The sequence below is a fragment of the Kribbella sp. NPDC004138 genome, assembly GCF_053603655.1.
In genome coordinates, this window is sequence record NZ_JBSGFZ010000003.1 from 36,770 (window position 1) to 56,713 (window position 19,944).

General features: G+C 67.8%; 12 protein-coding genes and 1 pseudogene. 8 read left to right on the forward strand and 5 right to left on the reverse strand.

The genetic code is table 11. From position 1 onward, the window contains the following. Positions 1-33 precede the first annotated feature (33 nt). From ACWEOO_RS04370 to ACWEOO_RS04405, 8 genes and pseudogenes are all read left to right on the forward strand, one after another. Positions 34-660, forward strand: coding sequence for a class I SAM-dependent methyltransferase (locus ACWEOO_RS04370; RefSeq protein ID WP_452141746.1), 627 nt, complete (start codon positions 34-36; stop codon positions 658-660). A gap of 44 nt (positions 661-704) precedes the next feature. Further along, complete coding sequence (ppk2, locus tag ACWEOO_RS04375; RefSeq protein ID WP_452141747.1) at positions 705-1,613, forward strand: polyphosphate kinase 2; 909 nt, start codon at positions 705-707, stop codon at positions 1,611-1,613. Positions 1,614-1,877: 264 nt separating this feature from the next. Continuing rightward, the gene (locus ACWEOO_RS04380; RefSeq protein WP_363715814.1) at positions 1,878-2,387 is read left to right on the forward strand and encodes an RNA polymerase sigma factor; all 510 of its coding nucleotides are present in this window, start codon (positions 1,878-1,880) and stop codon (positions 2,385-2,387) included. After that, positions 2,380-3,567: a hypothetical protein gene (locus ACWEOO_RS04385; RefSeq protein ID WP_452141748.1), complete on the forward strand. Its 1,188-nt coding sequence runs from the start codon at positions 2,380-2,382 to the stop codon at positions 3,565-3,567. The genes ACWEOO_RS04380 and ACWEOO_RS04385 overlap by 8 nt, the downstream gene beginning before the upstream one ends. A 494-nt stretch (positions 3,568-4,061) precedes the next feature. Then, a pseudogene (locus ACWEOO_RS04390) lies at positions 4,062-6,149 on the forward strand (DUF4158 domain-containing protein); the annotation flags it as partial. Between the two features lie 37 nt (positions 6,150-6,186). Then, on the forward strand, positions 6,187-7,116 hold the full coding sequence (locus ACWEOO_RS04395; RefSeq protein WP_452142041.1) for a Tn3 family transposase: 930 nt from the start codon (positions 6,187-6,189) through the stop codon (positions 7,114-7,116). 249 nt (positions 7,117-7,365) lie between these two features. After that, complete coding sequence (locus tag ACWEOO_RS04400; RefSeq protein WP_452141749.1) at positions 7,366-13,959, forward strand: RHS repeat-associated core domain-containing protein; 6,594 nt, start codon at positions 7,366-7,368, stop codon at positions 13,957-13,959. Next, positions 13,959-14,348 carry a hypothetical protein gene (locus tag ACWEOO_RS04405; RefSeq protein WP_452141750.1) on the forward strand — a complete coding sequence of 130 codons (390 nt, stop codon included), beginning with the start codon at positions 13,959-13,961 and terminating at the stop codon, positions 14,346-14,348. The genes ACWEOO_RS04400 and ACWEOO_RS04405 overlap by 1 nt, the downstream gene beginning before the upstream one ends. Positions 14,349-14,560: 212 nt before the next feature. On the opposite strand, the gene ACWEOO_RS04410 is transcribed toward ACWEOO_RS04405, so the two are convergent. The 5 genes from ACWEOO_RS04410 to ACWEOO_RS04430 all read right to left on the reverse strand — a co-directional run bounded on the left by ACWEOO_RS04410 (position 14,561) and on the right by ACWEOO_RS04430 (position 19,884). Further along, positions 14,561-15,526, reverse strand: a complete 966-nt coding sequence (locus ACWEOO_RS04410) for a recombinase family protein (protein ID WP_452141751.1) — start codon at positions 15,524-15,526, stop codon at positions 14,561-14,563. Positions 15,527-15,934: 408 nt separating this feature from the next. After that, positions 15,935-16,801 carry a phosphotransferase enzyme family protein gene (locus ACWEOO_RS04415; RefSeq protein ID WP_452141752.1) on the reverse strand — a complete coding sequence of 289 codons (867 nt, stop codon included), beginning with the start codon at positions 16,799-16,801 and terminating at the stop codon, positions 15,935-15,937. 273 nt (positions 16,802-17,074) lie between these two features. Next, positions 17,075-18,574 (reverse strand): sensor histidine kinase, encoded by a 1,500-nt coding sequence (locus ACWEOO_RS04420; protein ID WP_452141753.1) that lies wholly within the window; start codon positions 18,572-18,574, stop codon positions 17,075-17,077. Continuing rightward, on the reverse strand, positions 18,574-19,275 hold the full coding sequence (locus ACWEOO_RS04425; RefSeq protein ID WP_355481297.1) for a response regulator transcription factor: 702 nt from the start codon (positions 19,273-19,275) through the stop codon (positions 18,574-18,576). Before ACWEOO_RS04425 ends, ACWEOO_RS04420 begins: the two co-directional genes overlap by 1 nt. Positions 19,276-19,353: 78 nt before the next feature. Then, positions 19,354-19,884 carry a hypothetical protein gene (locus ACWEOO_RS04430; RefSeq protein ID WP_359928517.1) on the reverse strand — a complete coding sequence of 177 codons (531 nt, stop codon included), beginning with the start codon at positions 19,882-19,884 and terminating at the stop codon, positions 19,354-19,356. Positions 19,885-19,944 lie beyond the last annotated feature (60 nt).

A 19,944-nucleotide genomic window follows, 5' to 3' on the forward strand; every position in this document is an offset into this window, starting at 1 on the left:
TCTTCGCGGCAGGGTCGGCGCACGATCGTCGGTATGACGACGGAACAACCCCCCGAGGACTACTGGAACGCGTTCTACGCGGAGCACGACCAGATCTGGAGCGGCAAACCCAACGCGGTCCTCGTGGACGAGGTGTCCGGCCTGACGCCGGGCCGGGCCCTCGACCTCGGCTGCGGCGAGGGCGCCGACGCGATCTGGCTCGCGCGGCAAGGGTGGACCGTGACTGCGGTCGACATCTCGTCGGTCGCACTGCGGCGCGCCGTACAGCATGCCGAGGACGCCGGCGTGGCCGACCGGATCGACTGGCAGCAGCACGAGCTCGGTACGTCGTTCCCGCACGGGGAGTTCGATCTCGTGTCGGCGCAGTTCCTGCACTCGAAGACGGAACTGCCGCGCGACGGCATCCTGCGCAGCGCGGCCGCCGCCGTCGCACCCGGGGGAGTGCTGCTGATCGAGGGGCACATGGGGTTCCCGTCGGGCGAGCACAACCCGCACCCCGACATCCACTTTCCCGCACCGGACGAGGTCATCGACAGCCTCGCCCTGCCCGCCGGCGAGTGGGAGACGCTGGTCAGCCGCGAACACGACCGCGCGCAGGTCCTGCGCGACGGCGTACCGATCACCCGGCGCGACTCGACCGTGAAGCTGCGGCGGCGCTGACACCTGTTCACCTCTGCGTCATTCGCGGGACCGAGCCTTGGGCCATGACCACTCCTGATCTGGTGCAAGAGCTCGGCTTCCGCGTGCTGGACGAGGAGGACGACGACCCCGTACTGCTCCGCGCCGACGGCACGCCGGTCGACACCTGGCGCGAGGGCTACCCGTACGGCGAGCGGCTTCCGCGGGAGATCTACGACCGCGACAAGCGGCTGCTGCAGATCGAGCTGCTCAAGCTCCAGTACTGGGTGAAGCGATCCAAACAGCGGCTCGTGATCGTCTTCGAGGGCCGCGACGCGGCCGGCAAGGGCGGGACGATCAAGCGGTTCATGGAGCATTTGAACCCGCGCGGGGCGAGCATCGTGGCGCTGGAGAAGCCGACCGAACGCGAGCAGACGCAGTGGTACTTCCAGCGGTACGTCGCGCATCTGCCGGCCGCCGGCGAGATGACGCTGTTCGACCGCTCCTGGTACAACCGCGCCTGCGTCGAGCACGTGATGGGGTACTGCTCGCAGGACCAGTACGAGGAGTTCATGCGGCAGGCACCGGAGTTCGAGCGGATGCTGGTGCGGTCCGGGATCCTGCTGGTCAAGCTGTGGTTCTCGGTGTCGCGCGCCGAACAGCAGACGCGCTTCACGATCCGCCAGATCGACCCGGTCCGGCAATGGAAGCTCTCACCCACGGACCTCGCGTCGCTGGACAAATGGGACGCGTACACCGAGGCGAAGGAGGCGATGTTCCACTACACCGACACGCCGTACGCCCCGTGGACCGTGGTCAAGAGCAACGACAAGAAGCGCGCCCGCCTCGAGGCGATGCGCCACGTCCTCTCCTTGTACGACTACACCGACAAAGACAAGACCCTGGTAGCCCACCCCGACCCCAAACTCCTCGGCCCCGCCGCCCAAGTCCTGGAACACGGCGAATCCGCCACCCGCACCTTCCCAGTCCTGTAGATCAGCCCCACGCTCGCTATGCAGGCGCTACTTCGTGAGCGTGGTAGATAGCGCACCCACCCGGACGCGTCGGGGCGATCGCGTCTGATGAGCCGGGATGGTGACTGCTTGCCGCGGGCTCGAGGACCTCGACCAGCTCGTCATCTTCCTGACGGCCCCCCGCACCATTCGAAGACCTGGTTCTCGGGCATTGTGCTCGGGTGATGCAACCGGATCGTTCTGCCAGGACTCGTGCTGGCAAAGGGTCCGATCTGGGGAGTGGTGATGGCTGACGGCGACATGGTGCGCGAGTTGTACGAGGGGTGTTACCGGCGGCTTGTCGGGCAGCTGTTCGCGATCTGCGGAAACCTTGGCGAGGCTGAAGACGCCGTACAGGAAGCCTTCGTCCAGGCGGTCGAGAAACCACGCCGGTTCGCCCAGCTCGACAACCCGGAGGCGTGGCTGCGCACAGTCGCGCTCAACGCCGTACGCCGGCGCTACCGCCGCGCGAACCGCTTCCACGGCTTGCTCTCCCGCGCAGGCGTCCCCGAAACCACTCTGAGCGCACTCTCCGCGGACCGGGTCGCTCTGGTCGAGGCCCTGCGCCAGCTCCCGTACGAACAGCGCGAGGCGATCGTGCTCCACCACATCGTCGACCTCCCGGTGAGCGCGATCGCCGTACAGCTGCGGGTGCCGGAGGGGACAGTCAAGGCCCGCCTGTCGCGCGGCAGGTCCCGCCTGGCCCCGCTGGTCCACGAGTTCGCCGACGACGTCGAGGAGGTCAACCATGTCTGAGCTGAAAGAACTGTCCTGGGACGTCCAGGAGACCGTCCAGCCGTTGCCCTTCGAGGCTCTGGAACGCCGTGGCATCCGCCGCCGTCGCCGTCGACACGCGCTGACCGGGCTGGGAGTCGTCGCGGCGGTGACCCTCGCAGTACTGGCAGCCGTTCTACCACTGGGAAACGTGACCGGTACGGAGAAGACAGCCGGCACTCCCGCGTCGATCCCGGTCGACCAGGCGGCCGAGAAGCTGATCCACAACAAGAAGTCGGGCGCTTCCGGCATCGCGTTCGCCACACCGACACGGTGGGCGGCGGGTTGGTTGCTGCCTCAGCCGGGGTACACCTGGAACTACGCCGCGGTGCTCAGCCGTGACGGTGTCCGTACAACAGCGCCGGTGCGCAAGAACCAGTACGTCGTACTGCGGGCCGGTGACGAGGCCCTGGCGTTGTCGATGCCGACGAGCATGAAGGGGACCGATCCGACCTGGGCGCAGTCCGTCATGGTCCGCCTGACCGATCAGGGCCGGATCGAGAAGAAGCTTCGCTGGGCTCCGCCGACCAGCGAGTTCGACGACGGCGAGGTGCTGCTGGCGTACGGCACCCTGCGAGCCCTGAACCTGGAGACCGGCGTCCTGCGGGAGGTGAAGATCCCCGGGGTCGACAACGCGTACGAGCCGTTCCGCGACACCACCGGACGGTGGTGGATGGTCGGCGCGAAGAACAGCGGGGTCGGCAACATCTACTGGACCGATGACCGCGGCAAGACCTGGGATCACTCAATACTCGGCGCGGGACGGACCGGCGGCCAACTGGCCGTCAGCCCCGACGGCAAGACGCTGGTAGTGATCCCGGGCATGAAGCCCCGCGCACCGGGCAAGCCTGGCGCGCCGGGTGACCTGCTGCCGCTGCGCTTGTCGACCGACGGCGGGCGCCAGTGGACGACGGTGGCCGGCCGGAACGCTCCGTACCTGTCCTCTCCGGTTGCTTTCGGCAACGGGACGGGGCTCGCGCTCTATCAGGGCAAGAAGCGGGAACTCCTCCGTCCCGGCGCCGGCGCCCCGTACACTCCGCCGCCCGATCTGGGCCAGCTGTCCGCGGTAGGCGACTTCGTCTACGGCATGCAGTACAACGGCAACCAGACGATCACCAGCACCGACCACGGCAAAACCTGGAAGTACTTCGAGCCTCGTTAGGGGTCTTGGGGCTAGCGCAGGACGGTTTCGGCTCGCTCCTTGGCGACGTCCGCGAGGCTGTTGACGAGCTCAGGAAGCCAGTGGCCGTGGTTCTCTCCCGCGCCTGACTGGACCAGGCGAGCGAGCTTCTCGAGTGTTTCTCCTTCAGGAGGTGGGCCGGTGATCGGTCCGGGTTGTCGGCCGGCCGCCGCAGTACAGCTTGTTCGGAGGGATCGAGGGAGAGGTGAAAGACCCGGCCGAGTCGCATGAGGTCCGGGAGCAACGGGTTCAGCTCGTACGAATGCGGTGCGGGCGTCGTCGTACGGGAGGTCCCGGCCCGTGAGGAACATCGGAATGGAAACGTGCGGTAAGCACGTCGGCGGGTCGAGGAGTGTAGCTCGTTTGCCGCGCTGGCTCCGGGTGTAGGCGTACGTTTCCGTTCCGATGTTCCCGGTCGTGTTGAGGAAGTCTTGGGTCTGGTCAGTGGGGTCTGTTAGGCCGTAGCTTCTCGGGCCATGCCTGTTGAGTTTCTGAGCGATGATCAGGCGGCTGCGTATGGCCGCTACAACGGCCCGCCTGCCCGGGCACAGCTGGAGCGGTTCTTCTTCCTCGACGACTCGGACAAGGCGCTGGTCGGGAAGAGGCGCGGCGATCACAACCGGCTCGGGTTCGCCGTGCAGCTCGCGACGGCTCGCTACGTCGGGACGTTCCTGGCCGATCCGGTCGATGTGCCCAGCGAGGTTGTGGATTACCTCGCGGAGCAGCTGAATATCGCCGACCCGTCGTGTGTGAAGCAGTACTCCCAGCGGGAGACGACGCACCGCGAGCATGCCGGAGAGATCCAGCGCGAGTACGGTCTGCGGGATTTCGCTGAGATGGAGTCTGAGTTGTCTGCGTGGGTTGATGCGCGGGCCTGGACTACTGGGGAGGGGCCGAAGGCGACTTTCGACGGGGCGGTGGCTTGGTTGCGGGAGCGGCGGGCTCTGCTGCCGGGGGTGAGCACTCTTGCCCGGCTGGTGGCGCGGGTGCAGGGCGCGACTGCGCAGCGGTTGTGGGACACGCTGTACGGGCTGGTGACCGATGAGCAGCAGCGGTTGCTGGACCTGTTGCTGGAGGTGCCGGACGGTGATCGGACGTCGCGGTTCGATCAGCTGCGGAAGGGACCGGCGGCGAAGCCGTCGGGGCCGCAGATGGTGAAGGCCTTGGACCGGGTGTCGGAGATCGTCGGGTTGGGTGTCGGTGAGATCGATCTGAGTGCGGTGCCGGCGCGGAGGGTGGCCGAGCTGGCCCGGTACGGGTTGTCGGGGAAGGCTCCGGCGTTGAAGCGGCATCCGGCGCAGCGTCGGCTGGCCACGATGCTGGCCGCGCTCCGGCAGTTGGAGGGCCGGGCGGTCGATGACGCGCTGGAGCTGCTGGACGTGTTGATGGTGTCGGATCTGCTGGCTCGGGCGGAGCGGGAGTCGAACAAGGAGAAGCTGCGCCGCTACCCGGCTGTGTCCAGGGACGCAGGCAAGCTGGCGGCCGCGGTCGAGGTGTTGTTCGAGGCGACCGAGTTCGGCGAGAACATCACGGTCGAGCAGTTGTGGGAATCGATCGAGGCGGTGGTGTCGCGTTCGGAGCTGCGCGCCGCGATGGACAAGATCTCCGATGTCGCGCCGCCACCGGGAGCTGACCCGGACGGGGAATGGCGCGCCGCGCTGGCCGGGCGGATCGCGACCGTGCGGGGCTTTCTGCCGATGCTGTGCGAGGTGATCGGCTTCGGCGCGACCGCCGACGGCGAGCGGGCCCTGGCCGCGATGCGCGGCCTGCCACAGGTGCTGGCTCATCGGTCCCGCAAGCTGCCGGGTGGGCAGATCCCCGCGTCCATGGTCGATGCCGGTCTGGTGGGTGGTGAGTGGCGTCGTCTGGTCCACCGGCCGGGGCTGCCGGATGGCGTGGTCGATAAGGCGGGTTGGGTGTTTTGTGTCCTGGAGCGGTTTCACCGGGCGTTGCGCCGCCGCGATGTGTACGCCGAGACGTCGACGAGGTGGCGCGATCCGCGCGCCCAGTTGCTGGACGGGCCCGCGTGGGTGACGGCGAAGCCGGCCGCGTTGAACGCGCTCGGGCTGCCTGAGGATCCCGAGCGGCTGCTGGCTGGGCATGCGCGGCTGCTGGATACGTCGTACCGGGAGGTCGGTGCCCGGCTGGTGGTGAACACCGCCGTGACCGTCGACGCCGAGGGCCGCCTGCATGTGCGGCACATCGAGGCGATCCCGGACCCTCCGAGCCTGGTCGACCTGCGCCGGCGGCTGGCCGCGATGCTGCCCAGAGTCGACCTGTCCGAAGTGTTGCTGGAGGTGATGGCCTGGCAGCCGCGGTTCACCGAGGCGTTCACCGCGCTGTCCGGTGGCGGGACCCGTCTGGCTGACCTGCATGTCACGATCGCGGCCGTCCTGACCGCGCACGCCCTGAACATCGGGTACGCGCCGGTGATGTCGTCGGGGATCGCGGCGCTGACCCGCGACCGGCTGTCGCACGTCGACCAGAACTATCTGCGCGCCGAGACCTACGCGGCCGCGAACGTGCCGTTGATCGAGGCCCAGGCCCAGATCGACCTGGCCCAGGCATGGGGTGGGTGGCCTGGTCGCGGCGATCGACGGGATGCGGTTCGTGGTCCCGGTCCCCACCATTCATGCGCGGCCGAACCCGAAGTACTTCGGGCGGCGCCGTGGCGCGCAGTGGTTGAACATGGTCAACGACCAGGCCCTCGGCCTGGGCGGCAAGGTCGTGGCGGGCACCCCACGCGATTCGCGGCACACCATCGACGTGATCTACAGCCAAGACGGCGGACCCCGCCCGGAGGTCATCGTCACCGACACCGCCTCCTACACCGATGTCGTGTTCGGGCTGCTGCACCTGCTCGGGTTTTCCTACCGCCCCCAGTTGGCCGACCTGCCCGACCAGAAGCTGTGGCGCATCGACCCGGCCGCGGACTACGGGCCGCTGAATACCGCCGCCCGCGGCAGGATCGACACCGCCGCGATCCGCCGGCACTGGCCCGTCATTCTGCGGGTGGTGGCCTCGATCCACACCGGCACCGTTACCGCCCACTACGCGCTGCGGGTGCTGTCCCGCGACGGGCACCCGACCCCGCTCGGTGCCGCGGTCGCGGCGTACGGGCGGATCTTCAAATCGCTGCACGTGCTGTCCTACATCGACGACGAGCCGTACCGGCGTGACATCAAGGCGATGCGGAACCTGCAAGAGACCCGCCACGACCTGGGTCGGCACGTGTTCCACGGCCAGAAAGGCGAGTTGCGGCAGAAGTACCACACCGGGATGGAAGACCAGCTCGGCGCGCTCGGCCTGGTCCTGAACTGCATCACCTTGTGGAACACCGTCTACCTCAATGCCGCCCTGGAAACCCTCCGAGCCCAGGGCTACCCGGTCCTCGACGACGACGTCGCCAGGCTGTCACCGTTCATCCGCGCCCACCTCAACGTCCACGGCCACTACTCCCTCCACCTCCCCGACCTCCGCGGCGGCCGACGCCCACTGCGCGACCCCGACACCCCCGACGACGAAACCTGACGACGGAGCCGCGCAATTGGGCGGGTTGATGGAGCTTTTGCCGAGCCGAGGCGGCGCGCCGGAGCTGGTTTCTGCAGGTTGTTGCAGGCCTGTAACGGTGAGCGCCGTAATTGCGATGGTGCGGTTGCCTGCCCAGCGCTCGTGACCGTCCCAGTCACGAGTGTCACCTGCCCTCTGGGCCGGCGTGAGGGGTGTCCCGTGGTTGGTTCAGGTCGTTCGAAGCGTGCCCGTATCCGGTGGTTCTCGCGGGTGGTGCGGTTCGTTGCGGTGGTGGTGTCGTTCGCGTTGCTGGTGACCGGGCTCGAGGCTCAGGAGAGGGCCGCCGCGGCTCCGGCGGCGGATCCGAAACCGGCGGTTCCGAAGGTGGCGTCGCGGCCGGATCTGGTGTCGGCGGTGGTATCGGCTCGGTCGCAGGGCTCGAAGGTCGAGGTCGAGTCGCTGCGGTCGGAGACGTCGACGACGTGGGCGAACCCGGACGGGACAATGACCACGGAGGCGTATTCGGCGCCGATCCGGTTCAAGACCGCGACCGGCACGTGGCAAACCATCGACCTGACCCTGGTCAAGGACACCGACGGGACGGTCGCGCCGAAGGGCCACAAGTTCGGCCTGCAGCTCGGCAAACGCAACACCGCATCGGGCGGGGTGTTCGCGTCGGCGACCGCCGGCTTTGGACGTCAGGTCGAATGGCTCGCTCCGTGGAAGCTGCCGGAACCAGCCCTGGACGGCACCAAGGCCACCTACACCGACGTGCAGCCGGGCGTGGATCTGCGGTTGGAGGCGCGCCGGTCGGGGTTCGAGACCGACTTCGTGGTGAAGCAGCGCCCGGCCGATGGGGTGGCGCCGGTGTGGCGGATCCCGCTGCGCACCAAGGGACTCACGGCACGCCAGGCGAGCGACGGTGCGATCGAGTTCGTCGACGCCAAGAACGTGGTGCGGTCGCGGATCCCGGTCGGGCAGATGTGGGACGCGGTCACCGACGAACACACCAACATGCCGGTGAATACCGCGCCAGTGGCGATGTCGGTGGAGCAGGTCTCGGCCGGTCAGGCGACGCTCGTGATCGCCCCCGACAAGGACTGGCTCCTCGACCCGGCCCGCGTCTATCCGGCCACCATCGACCCGGTCTACGCGAACACGTCGGTGCTGACGACCTTCGACGCGTTCGTACAGTCCGGCTGGCCGAACGACCTGTCAGCCACGACAGACCTGCGGGTCGGGAAGAACGGCACGACCACGGAGCGGTCGTTCCTGAACTTCGCGGGCTCGGCGTTCCAGGGCAAGGACGTCGTGTCGGCGTCGCTGTCGCTGATGCAGTACGGCACGACCACCTGCACCGCCACGACGATGAACCTGCACGCCTCGCTGCCGGCGGACACGGCGACGCGGTGGTCGAACATGCCGGTCACTTCGCAGCAGATCTGGGGCAGCGTGTCGGCCGCGAAGGGCCTGAGCGGCTGCCCGGCCGACCGGGTGTACGTCGACATGACCGGGCTCGCTCAGTACTGGTCCGGCCGAACGGACACCACCGTGGCGGTGATGCTGAAGGCGGCCAACGAGACCGACGCGAACGCCTGGAAACGGTTCTACTCCAGCGAGGGCCCAGCGGTCCCGTACATGTCGCTGACCTGGAACCGGCCACCCAACGCCCCGGCCACGGTCGAAACAACCGAAGCCGTCGCCTACGCCGCACCCGGCGACACCCAGTCCTACATGTACTCGCCGACCCGGACGCCGTGGGTGCGCACCAAGGCCACCGACGCGGACGGCAACACGGTGAAGTACGTGTTCGAGTTCTTCACCGGCGACGGCCCGACCTTCCAGTTGCACGGCACCTGCACCTCCTCGGTCTACGCCTCCGGGACGACTGCCGGCTGCCGCCCGGCCACTGATCTCCCGGATGACACGTTGCTGTACATCCGGGCGAAGGCTAATGACGGCCGGGTCGACGGGCCCTGGACGAGCTATCAGACGCGGCTGCGGATCGGGGCCGCTACACCGGCCGCACCGGTGATCTCGTGCCCGAGTCCCTACGTGATCAACTCCTGGCAAGACACCAACCCGACCGCGGACGTGCAGTGCACGGTGACCGCGACCGGCACCGGCTACAACGCACCCGGCTACATCCGGCTCACCGTCGACGGCGAGCCGGTGGCGACGAACTTTACCGGCGGCGCACCCGGGCAGGTCAAGATCACCCCGTCCAGCGACCCGGCGATCGCCAAGACGACCGTCACCATCAGCAAGGACACCCCTGGCCTGCACCGCATCACCGCCACCGCCGACACGCCCGCCCTGAACCCGTCCCCGTCCAGTTCCTACAGCTTCGGGTGGGGCGCATCGGCGATGACCTCACCCACCGCCGACCCGCGGATCACGACGGCGAACACGGTCCGGATCACGGCCTCGGGGCCGCCGAAGGGCCAGTCCGCGACCGTCACCGCGAAGGTGCGCTGGCGGACCTCAGGGTACGGCGGCAGCGCCTACGACACGGTCGGCTGGACCGAGGACCCCACCGAACTGTCGGTGACCGACAACGGCACGGCCGGCGTCAGCGTGAACCAGGTCTGGGACACGATGAACGCCAAGACCGACAACTACCTGGACTCCGACCCCGACACGGCCGGGATCCAGCCCACCACCCTGAACGACCGGATCCCGGTCAAGCTCGACATCCAGGTCTGCTTCACCTACGCCTCCTCCAGCCAGTGCACCTGGTCCCAAACCCCCGGCACCACCGTGCAGCGCGTCCCGCACGCCTTCGGCAACGGCTTCCCCACCTCGGATGCGGGCCCCGGCCAGGTCGCGTTGTGGACCGGCGAGTTCAACGCCGATGCGACCGACATCTCCGTTCCCGGCTACATCAGTGAACTGTCGATCTCTCGGTCGCACATGACATACGAGACACCGACCGACCAGATCAACGGCGCGTTCGGGCAGGGCTGGACCGCGCAGTTCGACGGCGCCGACGCCGGCGCGGCAGGCATGCAGGTGATCGACCAGACCAGGGTCGATGGCACCCTGGTGCTGCTGGACGGCGACGGGACCACCCTGATCTACGAGTCACCGTCGGGTGAGCGCCGTACGACGGCGACCTTCGAGCAAAGCGGCTGGGATCCTGTCGATGAAGACACCTCGTTGGACGGCGGACGGCTGAGCGTCGCTGGGACCGGCACGTCAACGGTGGTGTCCTACGTCGAGGACGACGGAACGGTCACCACCTGGAAACCCGCCGCGCCCCCGGCCGCGAATGCTGCGACCCAGTTCCGCGCGGACGGGATCTCCGAGCCCGGCGTCGCGGGGAAGACGACGTTCGCCTACGACGGCAACGGCCGGGTCGTGCGCATCCTCGCCCCGCCCGCACCGGACGTGACCTGCGGCACCTATGTGGCGGGCAGCCCACTGTCCGGGCTGAACCCTGGCTGCCGGGCTCTGCACTTCGACTACACCACCATCGGCGCCTCGCGCGTGCGGTTGAGCCAGGCCTCGCTGGACATCTACAACCCGGACAAGCCTGGTGGTGCCGGGATGGAATCAATCCCGGTCGCCGCCTACACCTACGACACGAACGCGCTGCTGACCAAGGTCACCGACCCGCGCTCGGGGCTGGCGACGGAGTACACCTACAACGCCTCGAATCACCTGACCTCGATCAAGCCCGCCGGCCAGGTGCCGTACCAGTTCAGCTACGTCACCGTCGACGGCCGCGAGAAACTCGACACCGTCACCCGCGCCCGACCGGCCGGTGACCCCACCGGAGGCACCGCCACCCTCGGCAAGTACGTCTACGACGTCCCGCTGTCCGGACCCGGCCTGCCCGATCTGTCCGCAGGCATGGTCGCCAAGTGGAACCAGAAGGTGGCGCCGACGAACGGGTTCGCGGTCTTCGGCCCCGACCACCCGCTCACTGGCGCGCCGGGTTCGGCCGATTGGCAGTACGCCGACTTGCAGTACACCGACGCCGCCGGCTACACGGTCAACACCGCCAAGTACGGCGCCGGGGACTGGCAGTACACCTCCACCGACTACAACGAGCAAGGCAATCTCGTCCGCGAGCTCGATGAACGTGCCCTGCGCCAGGTGATCGACACCGACACGCCCGCCGACCAGTTGGCGACCATCACGGTCTACAACACCGACATCAAGAACGCGGCTGGCGACGCCGTGATCACCCCGGCCGGCACCTTGGTGACCGACACCTACGGACCGGCCCGCTCGGTTGCTCTCAAGAACGGCACTATCGCCTGGGCCCGGCCGCACACCCGCACCACCTACGACCAGGACGCCCCCAACGGCGGCATCAACCCGGACACGTCCCTGCCGTACCGGCTCGCCACGACCGAGACGTCCTACGCGCATGACCCGGGCACCGGCACCGACCTAGAAGTCACCGGCCAGACCCTGACCGACTACGCCGCACCCGTCACCGGTGACGCCGACGGGTGGGGCAGGAGTCTGCCCGGCAAGACCATCACCGACGTCGACCTCAACGGTTCGAACAGTGCCGGTGACATCGTGAAACTCACCCGGTACGACGCCGAAGGCCGCGTGATCGAGACTCGGCAATCCGCCTCCAACGGTGCCGATGCCGGGACGACCAAGACCGTCTACTACACCACGGCGGCCAACGCATCCTTCCCCGAATGCGGGGCGAAGCCGCAGTGGGCCGGGCTGGTCTGCAAGACCTACCCCGCCGCGGCACCCAGCTCCGGACCGACCCTGCCCTCGACGACGACGTCGGCCTTCACCTACCTGCTGGCACCGAAGACCACCACCGAGACCTCCGGCACGGCCACCCGCAGCACCATCACGACCTACCTGCGCGACGGCCGCACCGAGTCCACCGCCACCACTGTCACCGGCCTGACTGGTTCAACCCCGAACACCAAGAAGCAGTACACCTACGATCCGAGTACCGGTCAGCCCACGACGGTCACTGCGATAAACCCAGACAACAGCACGTCCGGCACGATCACCACTGGGTACGACAGCTGGGGCCGCCAGATCTCCTACCAGCCATCAGGTGAGACCGCCACAACCACCGTGTACGACGCGGCGGGCTCGGTCGCGACTGTGTCCGACGCCAACGGATCGACGACCTACACCTACGACGGCACCGACGCCGGCGGTAGGCAGGAGCGTCGCGGTCTCGCGACGAGAGTCGATGTCACCACCGCCGGAACGAGCTGGACTTCCACCGGCGCCTACGACTCTGACGGGTCCATGACCGTGCAGAAGTTGCCCGGTGGGGTGACCCAGTACAGCGACCTTGACAACACCGGCGAACCCATCGGCCTGCGCTACACCGGCCAAGTCACCACAACCAACCCCGACGGCTCCACCACGGTCGACCCGAACGGGCCCTGGCTGTCCTGGTCCCTGCAGAAGGACATTACCGGCCGGATCACCCACGAATGGACCCCTGACGGCAACGCCTTCACCACCGCGGCCGGTGGAGCCATCCCGTACGACCGACGCTACAGCTACGACAACGCCGGCCGACTCACCCAAGTCAACGACCGCACCGCAATGGCATCCGGCGTCGACGTCACCGACCCCGCACAAGCACCGGCCTGCGTGACCCGCACCTACGGCTTCGACGCCAATGACAACCGGTTGACCAAGGCCACCGCTCCGGCGGCCGCCGATGGTTCGTGCACGACGAGTGGCGCCACCACCGTGACCCGTTCCTTCGACACCGCCGACCGCCCCACCAGTGGCGCCAACGGCGTCGGCAGCTACGTCAACGATGCCCTCGGCCGAACCACGACCCTCCCGGCCGCAGACGCCCCACACCCAAGCGACGGCGACGTCGCCTTGTCCTACTACGACAACGACCTCGCCCGCGCCATCACTCAAGCCGGCACCACGACAACCTTCGGGCTCGACGCACTCGACCGAAGGGCGACCGAAACGGTCACCAACACGTCGGGCACCACACAGACTGTCAGGCACTACGCCGACGCATCCGACAACCCAACTTGGGTGACTCAAGGCTCACTCAACCAGCGGTACGCGGAACTGATCGGCAGCGACCTCGCCCTCACCGTCGATGGAACAGGCAACGCCCAGTTGACGCTCAGCAATCCGCACGGCGACGTGGTCACCACCGCCACTCTGACGCCACAGGCGCCGGCCTCGGCGATCAACGGGTGGAGCAGTTACGACGAGTACGGCAACACGGCGAACGCGACCGCGAACACCGGGCCGTTGCAGTACGGCTGGCTTGGCGGCAAGCAGCGCGCCGTCAGCGGCGCGGGCCTCATCCTGATGGGAGCGAGGTCATACAACTCCACGACCGGTCTATTCACCAGCGTTGACCCGGTTGACGGAGGAAACGCGAACGCGTACACCTATCCGACTGACCCGGTCAACAAGTTCGACCTCGACGGGAACTGGGGTGGATTCAAGAAGGCGTGGAACTGGGTAAAGACCCACAAGCTGGAGACAGCCCTGTTCGTAGCGTCGGTCGTGCCGATCCCGGCGATCTCAGGCGCCGTATGGGCCTACCGGGCCTACCGAAGCTACCGATTCGTGAAGGCCGTCCGCACTGCACGGAGGGCCCGTGCGCTTGCCGATCGAATCGGTCATCACCGCGTGTTCGAGACCACCAAGCGGTATCGGTATCAGTGGGACCTGAAGGCAAAGAACAGTCGTGGCCACTACAATAAGACGGGCAAGTATGCCGGTCGGCGGATTCCGGCGCCTCACTACAGGCGGGCCGGAAGGAGTGAGTACACCAAGAGTGGCTGGGCACGATTCGGGCAGACCGTGACGCCAATGAGAATGCGACACGTGCGGCGTGTCGAGCGTTACTGCAGGAGATTGAACTGGGACTGCTGATGCGATCTGAACTAGAGGTCGGATACGATCCAAAGTCGAGCTGGTGGATTATTGAGCCGCTGTCAGCCTTGAACGTCGGCCTCGACGACGCGGAGCTGGTGCATGTTGCGCTCAAGTCAACAGACACCAGGTTCGGCTGCGCACTGATCGATCTCAGCATCCCGAGTGCCGACGAAATCCTGCGGATCTACTTCGAAACCTCTTCAGCTGTGCTGAAGACCGAGGAGCTTGGCGAAGAGATTCCGGTAGATGTCTACGGTCAGATCGAAGGGACTGACTTCGCTGAGCCCGACTGGTACCTGTTGCAGGCCCTGCGCTGCGATCTTGAGATGTATTCACAACGACAGTTCTATGAATGGATCAGGCGCGAGGACCACCGGCGCGAATAGCTCGCTTGGAGGTGCCCGCGGCGCCGACGTGGTTCAGCGCCGGGGCAGACTTCGATGCAGTGGTCCGCTGGTTCAGCTCGAGAGACCTTCTGGCACCTCCGGAGGCGCCAGAAGGGCTCTCGTTGCCCGCAGCAACGGGGCCCGGACTGGGGCGAGCTTCCTGCTGGTCATGCTGTTCCTATCGTGCTTGGCCATCTCTGTTCGCGGTGCGGTCAGGCGCCGGCCTTCAGGGCGGCGAAGTCGGTGTGGGCCTGCTCGACGGCGTCGGGGTGGCGCTCGTGTTGCTCGTGTTCGGCCAGGGCCCGGTAGATGCTGGCCAGGCTCGGGCTTTTCCCTTTGCGCTTGCCGGCGGGGATGATCAGGTCCGTCCGGATATTCGCGACGGAGTCGCCGTTTGCGCGGCGGCGGAGCACGGTGTGGAGCATGTCGTCGGTGATGACCGGGGGCCGGCCGCCGTGGTTTCCCTTACGGGCGGCGGCATTGAGACCTTCCAAAGTGGACTCGCGGATGGCCTCGCGGTCCGTTTCGGCCATCGCGGCGAAGAACGCGAACAGGATGCGGCCGGTGCCGGACGGGTCGTAGACCCCGGCCAATGGCCCGGCGAGCATCTCCAGCACGATCCCATGCGCTGTCAGGTGGTCGGCCAGCGCGGTGAGCTCGGCGGAGTCGCGGCCGAGGCGTTTCATCTCGTAGACGGTGAGGATGACCCGGCAGTGCGGTGCATGGGCCTTGATTTGCCGGGCGGTCTCCAGGGCGGCCTCGAATTTCGGCCGGACCCTGATCCGGGTGGAGATCTTCTCGGCGAAGATCTTGTCCCTGGGGATGCCGTGCGCTGCCAGGGCGTCGAGCTGGGACTGTAGTTCCTGCGTGAGGTGCGAACAGCGGGCGTACCCGACGCGAATATCCGTGCTCGGGGTGTCCGCGGGGATCGGCGCCGGGGGCGGGCTACCAGGCCGCCACGGCTGGCCCGGTCCGCGGTCTGCCGGGGTTGGCACCCGCAGTTCCTTCGCCAGCCGCGGCACCTTCGTGAACCGGCCAGTGTGGTAGGTCCCGGCGACCGCGCCAGAACGCGACCGGCACGGCGAGCCAGGCTCGGCCAGGCAGCGCGGGCATCGGTGCCGCTCAACCTCATCGGCGGCAGACGGCACCGGCGCCACGCTCGGCTCGGGATCCTCCATCCCCGAATTCTCTCACAAACATTTCTCAGAACTAGCGAGGCCCAGCTATTGAGCTGAGAACGAGTTCTGAGACAGGTTTCGTCGCTTTGGGGTGTTCGGGCGCCCGGCTTCGGGTCGCCTCTCGGAAACGACCGTTTATGCGAGAACCGGTGGGACGTCACGAGCGGGAGCATCGGAACGGAAACGTACGCCAAAGCCCCAGAGCCATCGCAGCGAGCTGCAAGGGCTCTCCGGCCCACCAACGTCCTTACCGTACGTTTCCGTTCCGATGCTCCTCATGGGCCGTCCCCGCCGGGGTCGACCATGAGGAACAGCTGGTCGGTGTCGATCACGGCGGTTCGGCCCCAGATGGTGCGTTTCTGGCCGTCGACTCACAGCCTGCTTCAGTGGTGGTGGAAGTCGCTTGAGCTACAGAACGCCCAGCCGAGTGGTGACCTGGTCGAGGGTCGGCCAGGGTGGGCCTTCGCGCAGGATGTGCAGGAGTCCGTCGCCGAATAGTCTTCCGTTCGGGAACTGGTCGCCGGCATCCCAGCGCCAGGCGGCGACCATCGCGAGGACGAGTTGGCGACAGTCGTCCAGGAGTTCTTGGTCGATGCCTGGGTACGACGCGCAGACCTCCTCCGGTACATGGGCGAGGTCGAACTCGACCGGCCCGCGGCAGCACGTCTCGAAGTCGATGAACAGCGGGCCGCTGTTCGTGCTGAGCACGTTGCCCGGATGCGGCTCGCCGTGAAGCAGCTGCTCCGGGGCGCCGCGGCCGTCGATCGCTTGGCGCAGGCTTGCCAGTCTGGTGGTGAGCAGCTCGCGGTCGGCGTCGGCCAGCTCGGGCGAAAGGTCCGGGTCGGCAACGAGCTGTTCGGCCTCGGCGACTCGGTCGGTGAACCGTGGGGTCGGTACGTCGATCTTGCGCATACCCGCGTGCAGGCGCTCGAGCGCGCTGGCGAAGTCGGGCGGGGACACGCTGGGGGTCATGGGTTCGTGGTAGGTCCACAGCGTGACTGCGAAGCCGTCGCGCGTGTACACGAGCGGATCGACCCGAGGCTCCAATGCAACCACCGGGCTCCCGAGGTCCGTCAGCTGCCGAGCGATCTCAATCTCGAGCTGCGCAACCTCTTGCCCAATTGGTGCTACCCGAGCGAAGACCTCGCATGGCGTCAATCGCAGAGCCAACTTGTTCGAGTTGTGCAGAACAACTGCGTCCTCGACCGGCAGACCGAGCGATGAAGCGATGGACGTCGCAGCCGCGATCGCACGCGTGATTTCAGTCATCTCCATGGCCTCGCCAGGCTACCGGCGTGGTCTTGCGCTGTCGCTCGCATTTACGAGCGCCCGAGCAAGCAGCCGCCGTTGCGGATCATCAGACCACCCGCCCCCGGCGCAGTGCGGGTGTGGTGCGCGTCCACCTAGCAGCCGCCCGCGAGCACCAGCTCGCCGGCGCCACCCGGCAACTCCGGGCGGTAGCCGGAATAGACCGGCGGCAGCCAGCAACAGCCCGGCGCCAGCCGGACGCAAAATGCACCGCGCTAAGCGGGGCGTGGGTGGGTTGGCTTAGGTGCTGAGGGGGAGATGGACGGTGAAGGTTGCGCCGTGGGGGTTCGTGTCGGTGACGGTTACGTGGCCGTTGTGGGCGGCAACCAAGGCAGCGACGATCGAGAGGCCCAGTCCGGAGCCGCCGGTGGAGCGGGTTCGGGCGGTGTCTACTCGGTAGAAGCGTTCGAAGATGCGGGCCTTTTGTTCGTCGGTCAGGCCTGGGCCGGTGTCGGTGACTTCGAGGACGGCTTCGGTGCCGCGGGTGCCGACAGAGACGGTGACGGGTGCGTCGACGGGGGTGTGGTGGAGGGCGTTGCTGACCAGGTTGCCGAGCACCTGCCGCAGCCGAGCCTCGTCACCGGAGACAACTGGCGCCTCCGAGTCGGGCAGGATCGTCAGCGAGATATGGCGGTCGGGCTGCACAGCTTGCGCGTTGTGCAGTGCGTCGGCCGCGATCGGGAGCAGGTCGACGGACTCCGCGCGCAGCGGGCGCTGCTGGTCGAGGCGCGCCAGCAGCAACAGGTCATCGACGAGCAGCCCCATCCGTTTTGCCTCGTCCTCGATCCGGCGCATCGTGTCCGGGTCCGCGACATCACCGCGGTGCCGGGACAACTCGGCGAACCCGCGGATCGACGTCAACGGCGTACGCAGCTCATGGGATGCGTCGGCGACAAACCGCCGCATCCGGTCCTCGGACTGCCGGGCGGCCTCCTCCGACTGCCTGGCCGCGTCCTCGCTCCGGCGCGCGGCGAACTCGGACGCCGTACGCTGCGCGAACGCGGTCTCGATCTGTCCGAGCATCTGGTTCAGCGCGAGCGACAGCCGCCCGACCTCGGTCCGCGGGTCCCGCTGCGGTACTCGTCGGCTCAGGTCCCCGCCGGCGATTGCGACCGCGGTGTGCTCGACGTCCTCGAGCCCGCGCAGACTTCGCCGTACGACGTACGTCCCGACGCCGGCCAGCAGCACGAGCAGGATCACCCCGGCCGCGGCCTGGATACCGATCAGTCGCTGGATGGTGTGGTCGATGTCCTTCAGGCTCTGCGCCACCATGACCGAGCCCTGCTGGTCCTCGGTCGGCACCGCGAGCACCCGCCAGGTCGACCCGCCGGACTCGGCGTCGACCTCGAACGATTTCCCGTCGAGTGCGCGGACCTGGTTCAGGTTGAGCGTCGGCAGCTTGGGCAGCGGCTCGGCCTCGGCGAGCCGGGAACCGACCGGGCCCTTGTCGCTCGTGCCCTCGGAGTCGTTGAACTGCACGACGAACTCACTCGGCAGCTGTCGCGGTCCCGGTCCGCCGCCGGGGCGCGGCACGGGACGCCGGTCCGTCGCGACGTGCGACAGCGGCATCGCGGCCTGCCGGAGCTGGTCGTCGACGCGGTCGAGCAGGTAGCCGCGCATGATTGTGGTCGCCAGGACCCCGGACGCGACCAGCGCGAGGGCGACGAGCGTCAGCAGGACGACGACGATCGTGACGCGCAGCGGGTACCGGTCGGCGAACCGCCGGTGGTTCAGTTGCATCAGTTGGGGCCTCGGGGGGTACGCAGGACGTAGCCGACCCCGCGGACGGTGTGGAGCAGCTTCTGGTCGCCGGTGTCGACCTTACGGCGCAGGTACGACATGTACGACTCGACCACGCCGGCGTCCCCGGCGAAGTCGTAGTTCCAGACCGCGGACAGGATCTGTCCCTTCGACATCACGCGCTCGGCGTTCTCCAGCAGGCACCGCAGCAGCTTGAACTCGGTCAGCGACAGCTGCACCGCCTGGCCGGACTTGAACACCTCGTAGCTGTCCTCGTTGAGCTCCAGGTCCGCATAGCGCAGTACGGCGGCCTCGGTCGCGGTCTGTTCGCGATGACCGGACCGGCGCAGCAGCGCGCGCACCCGGGCGACCAGCTCGTCGAGGCTGAAAGGCTTGGTGACGTAGTCGTCCCCGCCGGTCTGCAGCCCGAGGACCTTGTCCTCGACCGCGTCCCGGGCGGTGAGGAACAGCACCGGCACATGCCGGTCCTCACCGCGCAGCCGGCGTACGACCTCGAACCCGTCCAGCCCGGGCATCATCACGTCGAGCACCACCAGGTCCGGCTCCACGTCCCGGGCCTTGCGCAGCGCCTCCGCGCCGTGCGTCGCCGTGGTCACGTCGTACCCGGCGAAACGCAGACTCGCGGAGAGCAGCTCGACGATGTTCGGTTCGTCGTCGACGACCAGCAGATGCGGACTCATGCTCTCAGTGTGCCGCCGGGAACCGTGCGAAGCCTGGAAGGTTCCTGGCAATCAGCTGTGAGTCGTCCGCGACGTGACTCAGCGCGGGCCGTGCTTGAAGCCCCACTTCTGACCGGCCGCGTCGCGGACGGTGCCGTCGTTGACCGAGCTGGCGGTCGCCTTGCCGTCGGTGACCACGGCGGTCACTCGCACGGTGTTCCCGGTCTTCACGTCGTCGATGCCGTCGCGGGCGGCGTTGACCAGCGTGTCCTCGGTCAGTGTGTAGGTCCGGCTGTAGCCGTCCTCGCTCTTGACGGTGATCGACTCCTTGCTGACCGCGGTCACCTCGCCACGCTGCGTCGCGACCGTCTGGTACCCGCCGCCGTCCTTCGGTACGACGAACTCGCCGTGCAGCGCGCCGCCCAGCCCGAACTCGCCGTGCCCGAAACCGCCCTTGCCCGGTCCGCCCGGCTTCTGCTGACCCGGCGTCGACGGGCTGGACGGGGAGGCCGACGGCGACGGCGTCGGGTCCGCGTTGCTGGCCGCCCAGGCGACCCCGCCGGCGGTGGTGGTCACGGCCACGGCGGCGACGGTGCCGAGCAGCCGCCACCGCTTCTGTGAGAGCTTCATCCTGCTGTGCCTTCCGTACTGCGTGCCGGGACGTCACCCGGCACTGGTCTTCTCACAATG

Bases quoted from the DNA above. Each gene is read 5' to 3' on its own strand.
- ACWEOO_RS04370 (WP_452141746.1), top strand. From the start codon at position 34: ATGACGACGGAACAACCCCCCGAGGACTACTGGAACGCGTTCTACGCG.
- ppk2 (WP_452141747.1), top strand. From the start codon at position 705: ATGACCACTCCTGATCTGGTGCAAGAGCTCGGCTTCCGCGTGCTGGAC.
- ACWEOO_RS04380 (WP_363715814.1), top strand. From the start codon at position 1,878: ATGGCTGACGGCGACATGGTGCGCGAGTTGTACGAGGGGTGTTACCGG.
- ACWEOO_RS04385 (WP_452141748.1), top strand. From the start codon at position 2,380: ATGTCTGAGCTGAAAGAACTGTCCTGGGACGTCCAGGAGACCGTCCAG.
- ACWEOO_RS04395 (WP_452142041.1), top strand. From the start codon at position 6,187: ATGCGGTTCGTGGTCCCGGTCCCCACCATTCATGCGCGGCCGAACCCG.
- ACWEOO_RS04405 (WP_452141750.1), top strand. From the start codon at position 13,959: ATGCGATCTGAACTAGAGGTCGGATACGATCCAAAGTCGAGCTGGTGG.
- ACWEOO_RS04410 (WP_452141751.1), bottom strand. From the start codon at position 15,526: ATGGAGGATCCCGAGCCGAGCGTGGCGCCGGTGCCGTCTGCCGCCGAT.
- ACWEOO_RS04415 (WP_452141752.1), bottom strand. From the start codon at position 16,801: ATGGAGATGACTGAAATCACGCGTGCGATCGCGGCTGCGACGTCCATC.
- ACWEOO_RS04420 (WP_452141753.1), bottom strand. From the start codon at position 18,574: ATGCAACTGAACCACCGGCGGTTCGCCGACCGGTACCCGCTGCGCGTC.
- ACWEOO_RS04425 (WP_355481297.1), bottom strand. From the start codon at position 19,275: ATGAGTCCGCATCTGCTGGTCGTCGACGACGAACCGAACATCGTCGAG.
- ACWEOO_RS04430 (WP_359928517.1), bottom strand. From the start codon at position 19,884: ATGAAGCTCTCACAGAAGCGGTGGCGGCTGCTCGGCACCGTCGCCGCC.